General features: G+C 68.2%; 11 protein-coding genes. 3 read left to right on the top strand and 8 right to left on the bottom strand.

Annotated features, from left to right (window positions below; all coding sequences use genetic code 11):
* The 7 genes from OXI49_10255 to OXI49_10225 form a co-directional block, all read right to left on the bottom strand.
* Window positions 1-581 (bottom strand): hypothetical protein (locus OXI49_10255; protein MDE2690883.1); only part of this gene is annotated, 581 nt, incomplete at its 3' end.
* A 67-nt stretch (window positions 582-648) separates the two neighbouring features.
* Window positions 649-1,620 (bottom strand): electron transfer flavoprotein subunit alpha/FixB family protein, encoded by a 972-nt coding sequence (locus OXI49_10250; GenBank protein MDE2690882.1) that lies wholly within the window; start codon window positions 1,618-1,620, stop codon window positions 649-651.
* 42 nt (window positions 1,621-1,662) lie between these two features.
* The gene (locus OXI49_10245; protein ID MDE2690881.1) at window positions 1,663-2,487 is read right to left on the bottom strand and encodes an electron transfer flavoprotein subunit beta/FixA family protein; all 825 of its coding nucleotides are present in this window, start codon (window positions 2,485-2,487) and stop codon (window positions 1,663-1,665) included.
* A complete protein-coding gene (locus tag OXI49_10240) occupies window positions 2,484-3,170 on the bottom strand; it encodes a TetR/AcrR family transcriptional regulator (GenBank protein MDE2690880.1) in 687 nt (228 codons plus the stop codon). The genes OXI49_10245 and OXI49_10240 overlap by 4 nt, the downstream gene beginning before the upstream one ends.
* Window positions 3,171-3,256: 86 nt before the next feature.
* Window positions 3,257-5,344 (bottom strand): heterodisulfide reductase-related iron-sulfur binding cluster, encoded by a 2,088-nt coding sequence (locus tag OXI49_10235; GenBank protein MDE2690879.1) that lies wholly within the window; start codon window positions 5,342-5,344, stop codon window positions 3,257-3,259.
* Between the two features lie 228 nt (window positions 5,345-5,572).
* Window positions 5,573-7,498 (bottom strand): propionyl-CoA synthetase, encoded by a 1,926-nt coding sequence (locus OXI49_10230; GenBank protein MDE2690878.1) that lies wholly within the window; start codon window positions 7,496-7,498, stop codon window positions 5,573-5,575.
* A complete protein-coding gene (locus OXI49_10225; protein ID MDE2690877.1) occupies window positions 7,495-8,640 on the bottom strand; it encodes an isoaspartyl peptidase/L-asparaginase in 1,146 nt (381 codons plus the stop codon). Before OXI49_10225 ends, OXI49_10230 begins: the two co-directional genes overlap by 4 nt.
* Window positions 8,641-8,767: 127 nt before the next feature.
* On the opposite strand from OXI49_10225, the gene OXI49_10220 reads away from it, so the two are divergent.
* The 3 genes from OXI49_10220 to trpS are packed head-to-tail and all read left to right on the top strand — an operon-like array spanning window position 8,768 to window position 11,641.
* Window positions 8,768-9,109, top strand: coding sequence for a hypothetical protein (locus OXI49_10220; protein MDE2690876.1), 342 nt, complete (start codon window positions 8,768-8,770; stop codon window positions 9,107-9,109).
* Window positions 9,106-10,611, top strand: a complete 1,506-nt coding sequence (locus tag OXI49_10215; protein MDE2690875.1) for a sodium:solute symporter family protein — start codon at window positions 9,106-9,108, stop codon at window positions 10,609-10,611. The genes OXI49_10220 and OXI49_10215 overlap by 4 nt, the downstream gene beginning before the upstream one ends.
* A gap of 13 nt (window positions 10,612-10,624) precedes the next feature.
* Entirely contained in the window at window positions 10,625-11,641 is a 1,017-nt protein-coding gene (gene trpS / locus OXI49_10210; GenBank protein ID MDE2690874.1) for a tryptophan--tRNA ligase, read from the top strand.
* Here trpS and OXI49_10205 read toward each other — a convergent pair.
* Window positions 11,638-12,936: a pyridoxal phosphate-dependent aminotransferase gene (locus OXI49_10205; protein MDE2690873.1), complete on the bottom strand. Its 1,299-nt coding sequence runs from the start codon at window positions 12,934-12,936 to the stop codon at window positions 11,638-11,640. The two genes, trpS and OXI49_10205, sit on opposite strands and share 4 nt — an antisense overlap.
* Window positions 12,937-12,987: the final 51 nt, after the last annotated feature.

Genomic DNA, 12,987 nt, shown 5'->3' with positions numbered 1-12,987 from the left:
AGCCGGTAGCGCCCGGTGGCGTCGATCCAGGACACGGCGGTCCCGACGATGAGGTGTCCGGCCGTGTAGTCGACGCCGACGAAGGGCAGTTCCGGCGCGACCGAGTAAGCGTTCTGGCCCGCTCGCCCGCGGAGCGACCGGCGAGCCCCGGCTCCCCAGAGCGACAGCGTTCCGCCCGGGCGCTCCTCGTCGAGGGGCTCGACCTTGTGAACGAACTCGAAACTGTCGGTCGCGAAGTCGAAATCCATGCCGGGCGTTCCGCACACCTCCCGGCCCGCTGCCCGGCCTCCATCCAGAGCGGTGCGCTCCACGTCGATGCGCTTCCGGCGTCCGGCTTCGCAACGGTCGAGCGAGTTCATCTTCACGCGGTTTCGGCCCGGCCCTTTCGTGAACCGTTGCACCACCGTGTCCGTCGCGCCAAGGAGCATCCCGCGCGCGAAACCTCCAAGCACCGCTTCCTCTACGAGTTGCTGTTCGGCTACGCGGTCGCTTGCGAAATCGCCTGGTTCAGCCGCCCGGGCCGGTCCGAAGGAAAGAACGACCAGAGCCAGAGCGCAACCGCAGCAGGAGGTCTTGTGCATGAAAGTCGGATTCTATACGTCTTTCTGCATACGAACCGAGGACCTCCCGAACCTGCCTGCGGTGGCTCTACCGGGCGATCGCCTGGAGTTTCTCGGTCAGCAGCGGCACGACGGCCTTGTAGTCCTCGACGATGCCGAAGCTGCAGTGCTTGAAGATCGGCGCGTCGGCGTCCGTGTTGATCGCCGCGACGACCTTGCTGTCGCCCATGCCGAGAAGGTGCTGGCTGGCGCCCGAAATCGCGATCGCGATGTAGAGCTCGGGGGCCACCTTCTTGCCGGTCTGGCCGACCTGCCAGTTCGGGGGTACCCAGCCGGCGTCGCAGGCGGCACGTGAGGCGCCCTGCTCGGCGCCGATCGAATCGGCGAGCTTCTTCAGTTCCTGGAAGGGCTCGGGGCCGCCGAGCCCGCGGCCGCCGGAGACGATGATCTGCGCGTCCTCGAGGCGCACGCCTTCCTGTTCCGCGACTTCACGGCCGGTGATGCGGATGCGCGGTGCATCGAGCGCCAGATCGACGGACGTCACTTCGCCGGCCGACTGCTGCTCGGGTGCGGGTTCGAAGCCGCGGGCCCGCAGCCAGACGACGGCCGGCTGCTTCTTCAGCCGGTAGATCGAGATCGCCTTGCCGCCGTAGGCCGTGCGCTGCGCCAGCAGGTGGTCGCCGTCCATCCGGATCGCGGCCGCGTCGGCCATCGAGCTGCCGCCCAGGCGGTGGGCGAGGCGCGGCGCGATCTCCTGACTGTAGGTGTCGTTGCTGAGCAGCACCGCGACGTAGTCGCCGCCGCCCGCGGCGTGGAGGTGCTCGGCCGCCTGCAGCGCCTGTTCGGGCTGGTAGTCCCGCAGCGCTTCGTTGGCGCCGACCACCACGCGGTCGGCGACGCTCGCGAGCGCCGCGACCGCGTCGTCCTCGGCGGGGCCGATCACCAGAGCGTGGAATTCGCCGCCGACGCTCTCGGCAAGGGCTCGGCCGGCGCCCGCCGCGCCTTGCGCGGCGCGGTCATAGCCGAGACTGCCCAGGACACAGACTGCAACGTTCGCCATCGTTTCTCTCCTTCTGCCCTTTGCTGCCGGGTTCCGTCTGCGTCAGCCGATGGAGGCCACAACTTCGTGGATGCGCTTCGCCAGTTGGTCGACCCGCTCCTCCAGGGTGTCGCCCTCCGCCAGTTCGCACTCGACTTCGTCCGCCGGGATGAAAATCTCCTCGACCTCGAAGATCGACGACCCGGCCCGGATCTCCTCGCTGTCCAGCTCCAGGTCGGCGAGGCTCAGCTTCTGGAGCGGCTTGCGGTAGGACATCATCACGTCCCGCGTCTTCGGGATGCGGGGCACGTTGTCCTCGTTGTTCGTGATGGTGACGAGGAAGGGCGGCTCGGCCTCCGCGACTTCGATGCCGACGTCGGTCTGACGGCGGAGCGTGACGCTGCCGTTGCCCGGCTGGAGGCTCTCGACGAAGCCCAGCGCTGGCCGGCCGAGTTCTTCGGCCAGCACGCCGCCGGTCTGTCCCACGCCCCAGTCGCCCGACTCCCGGCCGACGAGCACGGCGTCGAAGGGGCCGCCGTCCTGCTCAAGGCGCCGGATCGCCGCGGCCAGCACGCGACCGACGGCCGCCGCGTCCGGGTTCGTGCTGCCGTCGCGTTCGACTAGGCAGGCCTCGTCGACCGTCATCGCCATCGCCTTGCGCAGGCAGTCCTCGGCCGAGGACTCGCCATAGCAGAGCGCGGTGATCTTCACGTCGCCGCCTGCCGCCTCGCGGAACTGGAGAGCCGTCTCGACCGCGTTCTCGCAGAAGATGTTCGTCACCAGGTTGGCGCCGCCCCGTCTGGCGGCCCTGGCGTCGGGATCGATCTGGAAATCCCGCGCGGGAACGTCCGGATCGAGAATCTGTTTCAGGCAGACGAGCACTCTCATTCTCGCGTCTCCTTCGCCGGTTGCCCGGTCCTGGCCGGGCTGCCGGCGTTGCTGTCTTCACTGCGGTTCAGCACCGCCGAGATCGCCATGCGGGTCACTTCCGCCACCACTTCGTCGCCGTCCAGCCGGCCGTCCGCCCGGTACCAGCGGGAGATCCAGAGGATCATCCCGACCAGACTGAACGCTCCCACCGTGGGGTCGAGGCCGACGACCTTGCCCTCGTCGCGCAGGGCGGCGAGGGTGTCGGCGATGAAATCGACGTAGTCCCGCTGCCTGCCGATGATGTCGGCACGGTCGTCGGGGAGGAGCCCCTCGAGTTCGTTGACCAGGATGGTCAGCGCCGAGGAGTCCTGGGTGATCAGCCGGGCGTGGCGCGCGACGATCGTCGCCAGTCGCGTCTGAGGATCCTGTACGCGCCGGGCCGGTTCGATGACCTGCTCGTCGAGCTGGTCCATGGCGAAGCCCATGATCGCGAACAGCAGGTCCTGCTTGCCCTTGATGTAGTAGTAGAGGCCTGCCTTGGTCAATCCGACCGCGGCGGCGATGTCGTTGATCGACGTGGCGTGGTAGCCCTTGCGGTGGAAGATCCGCGCCGCGCTGCGGTAGATCTCCGCCCGCCGGTCCTGCTCGCCGTTGGCCGCGCCGGTGGCGGCTCGCAGGGTCGCGTTGTCCAGGGCAGTCACCGGGTCGAAGGTCCTCGGAAGGTCACGAAGAGTAGTCTACCGACCGCCCGGTAGGTTCGCAATGGACCCGGTGGACGGAGGGGATGCTAGGGCGCAGCCTCTTCGGACTCGCCGACCGCGTCCCAGAGCAGTTCCGCCACGTCCCTGACCTTGACGTCGCGGTCGCCGCGGCGGGCGTTCACGCCGTCGTCGAGCATCGTGGCACAGAAGGGGCAGCCCACGGCCACCACGTCGGCGCCGGTATCGACCGCCTCCTGGGCGCGTTCCTGGTTGACGCGCTGGTCGGGCGGCTCGTCGACGAAGGCCATGCCGCCGCCGCCGCCGCAGCAGAAGCTCGTGTTCCGGCTGCGCTCCATCTCGACCTGCCTCGCGCCGCCGACCTGCGCGAGCAGGTTGCGGGGCGCGTCGTACTCGCCGTTGTGGCGGCCGAGATAGCAGGGATCGTGGAACGTGATCGTCGAGCTCCCGTTCGAGCCGCCCCCCGCGCCGTTCCCGTCGAGACGGCCCGACTCGAGCAGTTGATCGAGGAACTGGGTGTGGTGGTAGACCTCGTAGCTGCCGCCGAAGTGCGGGTACTCGTTCCTGAACGAGTTGAAGCAGTGGGGGCAGGAGGTGACGACCTTGCGCACGCCGTAACGTTCCATCGTCTCGACGTTGCCCTTGGCCAGCATCTCGAACAGGAACTCGTTGCCCACCCGGCGGGCGGGATCGCCGGTGCAGGATTCCTCGCGGCCGAGGATCGCGAACTTCACCCCGGCCTTCTTCAGGAGCTTCGCGGTGGCGCGGACGGTGTTCCGGTTGCGCTCGACCAGGGCGCCGCCGCAGCCGACCCACATCAGGACCTCGGCCTCGTGCGGATCGTCCATCTCGGCCATCACGTCGATGTCGAGACCCTCGGTCCAGTCGACTCGGCTGAACTGCGTGCCCGCGAACGGATGCTGGCGCGACTCGAGCGAGTTCATCATGTCCATCATCCCCTCGGGGAAGTCCGCCTCCTCCATGACGAGGTAGCGGCGCGCGTCGACGATCTTCGGCATCTGCTCGATGTGGACCGGGCAGGCCTCCATGCAGGCGGCGCACGTGGTGCAGGCGAAGAGCGCTTCCGGCGATACGGCCGTCTTCTGGTCGATGATCGGCAGGAGTTCACCGCTTCCGTTGCCGCCGTCGCCGGCGCCGTTGCCGTTTCCCGTCCGGCTGCCCAGAAACTCGTCGCCCCGCTTGTGCATCAGCCCCTGCAGGTCGAGGATGATGTCGCGCGGCGACAGCGCCTTGCCCACCGTGTTGGCCGGGCAGACGTCGGTGCAACGGCCGCACTCCGTGCAGGCGTCGAAGTCGAGCAGGTCCTTCCAGGTGAAGTCGCCCAGGTGATTGATCCCGAAGCGTTCGGCGGTCTCGAAATCGATCGTCTTGAGTGATCCGCCGTAGCCGTCCAGGTTGGCGGTGAAGATGTTCAGCGGGGCCGTGAAGACGTGGGACATCTTGCTGAACGGCACCCAGGCGATCCAGCCGAACGCCACCACCAGGTGGAACCACCAGATGATCACGTGGCCGCGCTGCATCGCCGTATCCGTCATCCAGGGATCGGAACCGAGAGCGAACAGGTTGCCGATCGGCGACCAGGCGGCCCAGGGGTCGTCGGTGACGGCTATTCGCCAGCCCTCGATCATGAAGCCTGTCAAGGCCATGACGAAGATCGTGACCAGAATCCAGCTCGCCTCGTCGGTGTAGACCAGCAGGTTCGGCTTCGAGACCCAGCGTCGTATCGCGGCCAGGGCGACGCCCACGAGCACGAAGAGGCCGAAGATGTCGACGATGAGGGACTGGAAGATGAGGTAGAAGTGCCCCTTCATGATGTGCAGGGGCGTGTCGTGATGGATCGCGACCACCGTGGTGGCCAGGAACAGCACGATGAAGCCGGTGTAGACAAGCGTGTGGAAGACGCCCGCGTAGCGCCTCTTGATCGTGCGGCCCTGGCCGACGGCGTTTCTCAGGAAGAGCTGCAGCCGCTCGCCCGGCCGGTCGAAGCGGATTGCCGGCTGGCCTGACCGCCAGCGGCGGATCTTGAGCCAGAAGCCCCAACCGAAGACCGCCAGGGTGGGGACCATCAGCACGTACACCAACCAGGTGTATTCGATGTTCCAGAAGACCTCTCGGGTTGCCTGCGTGGGGTCCATGACGGGCACTGTACCGCCGACTCGAAACATCCGGCAATGCCGGTCAGTCGCCGGGCCGGCTTAACCTCTTGTTCATGAATAACTTACAGTGAGTCGAGGACTCGCACCGTATCCGGTGCGGAATGGCTGTAAGTTACTGATAACAAAGGGCTTACAAGGTATGAAGATGTTTGCTTTCCGCAGAGTTTTCCGCAGATTCTGCGGACTCCCGGCGCCGCGGGACCGCCTTCAGGCCGTCGTCGGGCGGGGGTAGCCCAGCTCGGTGAGGGTCTGCTCGACTTCGTCGAGGATCGCGGGATCGTCGATCGTCGGCGGCACCGTCCAGGGCTCGCCGTCGGCGATGCGCCGCATCGTGCCCCGGAGCACCTTGCCGGACCTCGTCTTCGGCAGGCGTTCGACGATGGCAGCGACCTTGAACGAGGCGACCGGGCCGAGCTGGTCACGCACGCTCTGCACGAGTTCCGGGACGATCTCCGCTTCGCCGCGGGTTGAACCCGCGTACAGCACCGCCAGCCCCAGCGGCACCTGTCCCTTGAGCGAGTCGGCGACTCCGATGACGGCGCACTCGGCGACGTCGCGGTGGGAAGCCAGAATCTCCTCCATGGCGCCGGTGGACAGGCGGTGGCCGGCGACATTGATCAGGTCGTCCGTCCGGCTCATGATGTAGAGGTAGCCGTCGTCGTCAAGGTGCCCGGCGTCGCCCGTCTGGTAGTAGCCATCGTACTCGCGGAGGTAGGACTCGATGTAGCCCTCGTCGTTCCGCCACAGGGTCGGCAGGCAGCCGGGCGGCAGCGGCAGGCGCAGCGCGATCGCGCCGTTCTCGCCGGGCGGCATTTCCCGACTCGATCCGGGCGTACCGGCGTCGTCGTGGTCGAGGATCCGCACGTCGTACCCGGGCACGACTTTCGTGGGCGAGCCGTGCTTGACCGGCAGGGCGCCCAGACCGACGCAGTTGGCGGCGATTGCCCAGCCGGTTTCGGTCTGCCACCAGTGGTCGATGACCGGCACGCCGAGCTTGTCCTCGGCCCACTGCACGGTGTCCGGGTCGGCGCGCTCGCCGGCCAGGAACAGGGTGCGCAGGCAGGTCAGATCGAACTTGTCGATCAGCTCGCCCCGCGGGTCCTCCCTCTTGATCGCGCGGAATGCGGTCGGCGCCGTGAACAGCGCCGAGACGTTGTGCTCGGAGATGACCCGCCAGAAAGCGCTGGCGTCCGGCGTGCCGACCGGTTTCCCCTCGTAGAGCACGGTCGTGCAGCCGTGGATCAGCGGCGCATAGACGATGTAGGAGTGCCCGACCACCCAGCCGATGTCCGACGCGGCCCAGTAGACCTCGCCGGGCGATACGCCGTACACGCTGCCCATGCTCCAGTCGAGGGCCACCAGGTGGCCGCCGTTGTCGCGGACGACGCCCTTGGGGACGCCGGTCGTGCCGGAGGTGTACAGGATGTAGAGCGGGTCGGTGGCCCGGACCGGTACGCACTCGACCGGTGCGGCGGCGGCCATCGCGTCGTGCCAGTCGAGGTCGCCCGAGCCGAGTTCAGCGGTGTGCTGGGGGCGCTGGAGCATGACCGTCGCGGCCGGCTTGTGGGCGGACATCGCGATCGCCTCGTCGAGGAGAGGTTGATACTCGACGACGCGGGCGGTCTCGATGCCGCAGGAAGCGGCCAGGACGACCTTCGGCCTGGCGTCCTCGATCCGGGTCGCGAGTTCCCTGGAGGCGAAGCCGCCGAAGACGACGGAGTGGACGGCGCCGATGCGGGCGCAGGCCAGCATGGCGACGGCCGCCTCCGGCACCATCGGCATGTAGATCAGCACCCGGTCGCCGCTCTCGACGTCGAGGCTGCGCAGGACGCCGGCTAACCGCGCGGTCTGCTCCTGCAGATCGGAGTACGAGAGCGTCCGTTTCGTGCCGGTGACGGGACTGTCGTGGACCAGCGCCGCCTGGCCGCCTCGCCCGGCCTCGACGTGCCGGTCGACCGCGTTGTAGCAGGTGTTGACCTCGGCGCCGGCGAACCAGCGGTAGAACGGCGGGTTCGCGTCGTCCAGCACGCGGTCCCAGCGCCGGTGCCAGGAGATCGCCTCGGCGGCCTCGGCCCAGAACCCCTCCGGGTCGGTTCGGGCCCGGTGCAGCGTCTGTTCGTAGCGGGTGCTCACGGTCGGCCGCTGCGGACGTCCTCCCAGATCCCGACGTCGAACCGGCCGAGTGAGTTGGCCGCACCGCGGAACATCGCGTTCGTGTTGAACTCCATCGCGATGGAGCCGTTCCTGCCGATCGCGATGATGCCGCCGTCGCCGGGCTTCAACGTCTCGCCGATGACCTTGCGCACAGCCTCCTCGACGGAGAGGCCGGCGTACTCGATGAGCGCCGAGACGTCGTAGGCCACGGTGTGGCGGATGAACTCCTCGCCCCGGCCGGTGCAGGAGATCGCCGCCGTTTCGTTGTTCGCGTACGTGCCCGCGCCGATGACAGGCACGTCGCCGACGCGGCCGATTTGCTTGTACATCGTGCCGCCGGTCGAGGTGGCCGCCGCCAGGTTGCCGTAGCGGTCCATGGCCACCGCGCCGACGGTGCCGAGATGGGAGGCGCCGCCCTGGTCACGTTCCGGCCCTGCGTTGCCGGTGTAGTCGCCCTCGGGACTCGGGGCTCCGTCGCGTTCCGAGCTGCTGCCTCTCCGCCGGCTGCGGATCTCGCGATACCGCTCCAACTGGGGCTCGGTCGTGAAGTAGGCCTGGACGTTCCGGCGCACGCCGGCGTTGACCGCGAAGTTGTCGGCGCCCTGACCGCTGAGGAGAACGTGCGGCGTGTCCTCCATGACGCGCCGGGCCAGCCGCACCGGATTGCGGACGTTCTTCACACCGGCCACCGCGCCGCAAGCGAGGGTGCGGCCGTCCATGATCGCGGCGTCCAGCTCGTGGGTGCCGATGGAGGTGAAGACCGAGCCGCGCCCTGCGTTGAATCGGGGATCGTCCTCCAGCGCCGCGACCACCTCTTCGACCACGCGGAGGCTCGCTTCACCTGCCGCCAACTGCTCGCTGCCCAGGGACAGGACGTCGCGCAGGGCCCCGTAGTAGTCCTCGGTGTCCGTCGTGTCGCGCCGGGCGCTGCCCGCGCCTCCGTGAATGGCGAGCGACCATTCGGGGACCGGCGGTGCTTCGGCTTCGCTTTCCTGGTTCAAGTCCTGTTGCTCTTCCGCGTTCTCGTTGCGTTCCGCCGTACCGCACGACGCCAGTCCCATGGCGAGAACCGCGCAGACCGCCACCGGGAGAGTCGGGGGACGCAGTCGAGATCCGTTCACCATGTGCAGGCCCCCTGGTCGTTGAGCGGCCTGATCCAGGGCGAAAACAAGGGGGCGCCGGCCGGAACCGGAACAGGGGACGTTAGCACGGCGGCCCCCGGTGCCGGTGGGGCATAATGCGCGCTCGGTGGCCAACACGAGACGTCTGTCGGACTACGAGGACGAGCGGGACCAGGACGCGTTCTGGGAGGCGATTCGTCCTGCCGACGAACCCCTGCGGCATCGCTGGTTCCTGCCCGCGGTCGTTCTGATCCTCGCCGTCAGCGTGCCGTGGTACCTGCCGCCTTCGGTGGGCGGCCGGCTGGCGGCCGGCCTGCCCGTCTGGACCTGGATCACGATCGCCTGCGGCCTGGCCCTGGCGGTGATCACCTCTTTCGCTTCGTTGCGCCTGTGGCGTGACGGCGCCGATGAAGGCGGCGACGCCGCGAGCGACTCGGATTCGTCGACCGTGTCCCGGGAGAACCCGTGAACACCTCCGTCCCCGAGGTGACCTTCGGCCCGGGCGCCCTGGCCGTTCTCGGCGGCTACCTCGTCGTCATGCTCGGCCTCGGTTTGCTCGGCCGTCTGAAACAGCGGGAACGCTCGCTCAGGGACTTCTATCTCGGCGGCTCGACCTTCGGATTCGCGGTCCTGTTCCTGACCCTGTTCGCCACCCAGTACAGCGGCAACACGTTGCTCGGCTTCGCCGGGCGGTCGTACGTCCAGGGGGCGACCTACATCGTCAGCGTGACCTTCATGATCCTCGTCATCACGGTGTTCATGATCTACGCGCCGCGTCTTTTCCGGCTGGCCCGGCGCTTCGGCTACATCACGCCGACGGATTTCGTGTACCACCGTTTCGGCTCCCATCCGCTGCGCGTCCTGTGCGTCGTGCTCCTCTGCTGGGGCCTGGCGAACTACGTGCTGGAGCAACTGGTGGCGATGGGGCACGGCGTCGAGGCGATCAGCGGCGGCCGCATGAGCTTCATGCAGGGCGTTCTGCTGCTGGTCGGCGTGATGCTGATCTACGAGTCGTTGGGAGGCATGCGGGCGGTGGCCTGGACCGACGCGGTGCAGGGTACGCTGCTGCTCTGCGGCTGCGCCGTCATTCTCTACACCCTGGTGACCGCGGACGGCGGTCTCGCGGCGGCGTCGGAGGGGATTCGCGCCACGGCGCCGGAGAGGCTCGAGGCGCCGGACGCCCGCGGTCTGCGGACCTGGGTCAGCACGCTCCTCATGCTCGGCCTCGGCGTCGCGCTGTATCCGCATGCCGTCCAGCGCATCTTCGCGGCGAAGAACGAGATCAGTCTGCGGCGGTCGCTCGGAGCGATGGCGTTCATGCCGCTGGGCACGACCCTGCTCGCCTTCCTGATCGGTTTCATCGCGCTGAGCCGCTTCCCGGGGCTCTCGCAGCTCGAGAGCGACAAGGTCACGATCTACGTCCTGGGAGGTCTGATCGACCGCTCGCCGGTGATGTACTGGCTCATCGTGATGGTGTTCGCGGCGGTCGTGGCGGCGATCATGTCGACCGCCGACTCGGCCCTCCTGTCGATCGGGTCCATGTTCACGAAGGACATCTACAAGAGCTACTTCCGCCGCGAGGCGTCGGCCCGCGAGATGCTGATCGTCGGCAAGACGTTCGCCTGGGGCATCATGGCGATCCTGATCCTGATGGCCTGGGTGTCGCTGGAGACAGAAAGCTCGATCTGGGTGCTGATCGAGCTGAAGCTCGAGTTCATGGTCCAGCTCTCGCCGGTCTTCATGCTCGGCGTCTACTGGCGACGGATGCCTGCTTCGGCCGTTCTGACCGGCATGGTGCTGGGCACGCTTCTCACCCTGGTCATCTGGTGCGGCGCCGCCTTCGACGTCTGGGCGACCCGCAGCCCATGGGGAGTGGGCGCCGGCGTATGGGGCCTGCTCCTGAACTACGGTGTCTGCGTCGGCTGGACCGTGCTGAGACCGGCGCGGCGGCCGGCAAGCGTCTCCGCGTGAGGATCTCTCCAGCATGAGTGGGGCGGTGCGCAGGCGCCGGGTGTTCTCCGGCATTCAACCGTCCGGCGTGCTCCACCTGGGGAACTACCTAGGCGCCGTGAAGCACTGGGCCGCGCGCCAGGACGACCGCGAGAACTTCATCTGCGTCGTGGATCTGCACGCGATCACGGTGCGTCAGGATCCGGAAGCACTGCGCTCGGGCACCCGCGAGCTGGCGGCGATGCTCTTCGCCTGCGGCATCGACCCGAAGCGCACGACCCTCTTCGTCCAGAGCCACGTGCGCGCGCACGCGGAGGCGGCCTGGATCCTGGGATGCACGACGCCGATCGGCTGGCTTGAGCGGATGACGCAGTACAAGGCCAAGTCGGAACGCCAGGGGGGCCGCGAGCGGATCGGCGTCGGTCTGTTCACGTACCCGGTGCTCCAGGCGGCCGACATCCTGCTCTACGACGCGGACGAGGTGCCGGTCGGGGAGGATCAGAAACAACACGTTGAGCTCGCCCGGGACATCGCGGGCCGCTTCAACCATCTCTACGGCGAGACCTTCGTCCTTCCCGAGGCGGTGATTCCGACCGCCGGCGCCCGCGTGATGGCCCTGGACGATCCGACCGTCAAGATGTCGAAGAGCGAGACCGCCGGGCGTGGCCATGCGGTCCGCCTGACCGACACGGACGACGAGATCAGGCGTTCGCTCAAGCGCGCGGTCACCGACTCGGGGCGCGAGATCGATTTCAGCGACGACCCGGCCCGGGCGGGCGTCAACAACCTGCTCCTGATCTACCAGGCGATCACGGACCGCGGCGGGGACGAGGTCCTGGCCGACTTCGCCGGGGCCCGCGGCTACGGCGACCTGAAGATGGGCGTCGCGGAGGCGGTGATCGAGGTCGTGGCGCCGATCCGGCAGCGCTACGAAGAGCTGATGGCTGCGCCGGAGGAGCTCGACCGGCTGCTCGCCATCGGCGCGGAGCGCGCGCGGAAAGTCGCCGAGCCGAAGGCGGCCGGGATCCGCCGGCTGGTGGGCTTCGCCTAGGAGTGGGCGCGGATCAGCTTCTCGATCCGCGCCATGCCGCGTTCCAGGGTCTCCATCGACGGGCCGAAGCTGAGCCGGCAGTAGCTGTGGTAGCGCGCGTTGCGGCGGCGCTGGCCGGGGTTCACGTCGAAGAAGACACCCGGAACCGTGATGACCTGGACCTGGAGCAGGGCCTTGAAGAACTCGATGCCGTCGTTGAGCGGCGCCGGCAGATCGGCGAGATTGCCCCAGACGTAGAAGGCGCCGCTGGGCTCGTGCTCGACCTCGATGCCCAAAGCCCGCAGCCGGTCGACGAGGAACCTGCGCTTGCTCGTGAATTCGGTCTGGATCGCCCGCGTCTCCTGCAGCACGAGCTCCGGTTCGAGCAACGGCACGGCGGCTTCCTGGAAGGGGTGGTTGCCGCCTCCGTCCAGGAAGGAGCCCGCGCTGGTCACGCGGTCGATCACGCTCACGGGCCCGACGATCCAGGACACCCGCCAGCCCGGATAGCGCCAGTTCTTCGTCAGTCCGTCGACCAGGATCACGGGATCCCGGTTCACGTCGTCGACGTGCGCGGCCGCCGAGACCATCCTCGCGTTGTCGGCGATCTGAGCGCAGGAGTCGGGCGCCGGCGTGTAGATGTAGTGCGAGTAGAACTCGTCGAGAATGAAGGTGCAGGCGTTGTCGCGGGCGACGTCGACCCACTCGGCCAGGAGATCGCCCTCGACGAGTTGACCCGTCGGATTGCAGGGATTACTGCACCAGAGCGCGGAGAGGCCGCGGCCGACGATCTCCTTCTCGAGCAGGCGCCGCGAGGCGCGGTAACCATGGGCCGCGTCGAGCAGGATGGGAATCGGAATGAAGCCCTTGAAGGCGGTCAAGAGCTCCTCGTAGGCGGTGTAGTCGGGGATGAAATGGCCGAGGTTCATCTCGCCCATCGCCGCCGCGATCCGCGTCATGGCCGGTCGGCCGCCGGGAGCGATGCTCACGTTCTCCCGGGTGTACTGCGAACGCTTGTCGCGACGGTAGAGGAAGTTGTAGAGCTCGGCGACCCGCTCGCGCAGCTCGTCGATGCCGTCGACCGGCGCGTAGGTCTGGCGGCGCGGATCAATGTGGAGTTCGTCGCGGCGGGGCGGCGCGCCCGGCAGCGGACCGACCTCCGGGGACCCCTGGCCGAGGTTGTACCAGGTCCGGCCGTCGGAGCCGTGGCCGGCGGCCGCCGCGCGGTGCATCACGTAGATCACGCCGGTCCGCGGCACCCGGCGAAAGCCTGGCGTCTCGGGGCTGGTAGCGGTGCCGGTCGTGGCTGGTGTCATTTCCTCTATCATCTTCGGCCGATGTACTTTGTGGAGCGGGCCGCGGCCGGT

The sequence above is a fragment of the Acidobacteriota bacterium genome (genome assembly GCA_028875725.1).
Taxonomy (GTDB): Bacteria; Acidobacteriota; Thermoanaerobaculia; order Multivoradales; family Multivoraceae; genus Multivorans.
Note: the sequence above shows the minus strand (reverse complement) of the source record. Positions and strands in the feature narration are given on the sequence as shown.

What these genes read in the sequence shown, in the direction of transcription:
- OXI49_10205 (MDE2690873.1), bottom strand. Translation starts at nt 12,936, where the DNA reads ATGACACCAGCCACGACCGGCACCGCTACCAGCCCCGAGACGCCAGGC.
- OXI49_10235 (MDE2690879.1), bottom strand. Translation starts at nt 5,344, where the DNA reads ATGGACCCCACGCAGGCAACCCGAGAGGTCTTCTGGAACATCGAATAC.
- trpS (MDE2690874.1), top strand. Translation starts at nt 10,625, where the DNA reads ATGAGTGGGGCGGTGCGCAGGCGCCGGGTGTTCTCCGGCATTCAACCG.
- OXI49_10250 (MDE2690882.1), bottom strand. Translation starts at nt 1,620, where the DNA reads ATGGCGAACGTTGCAGTCTGTGTCCTGGGCAGTCTCGGCTATGACCGC.
- OXI49_10245 (MDE2690881.1), bottom strand. Translation starts at nt 2,487, where the DNA reads ATGAGAGTGCTCGTCTGCCTGAAACAGATTCTCGATCCGGACGTTCCC.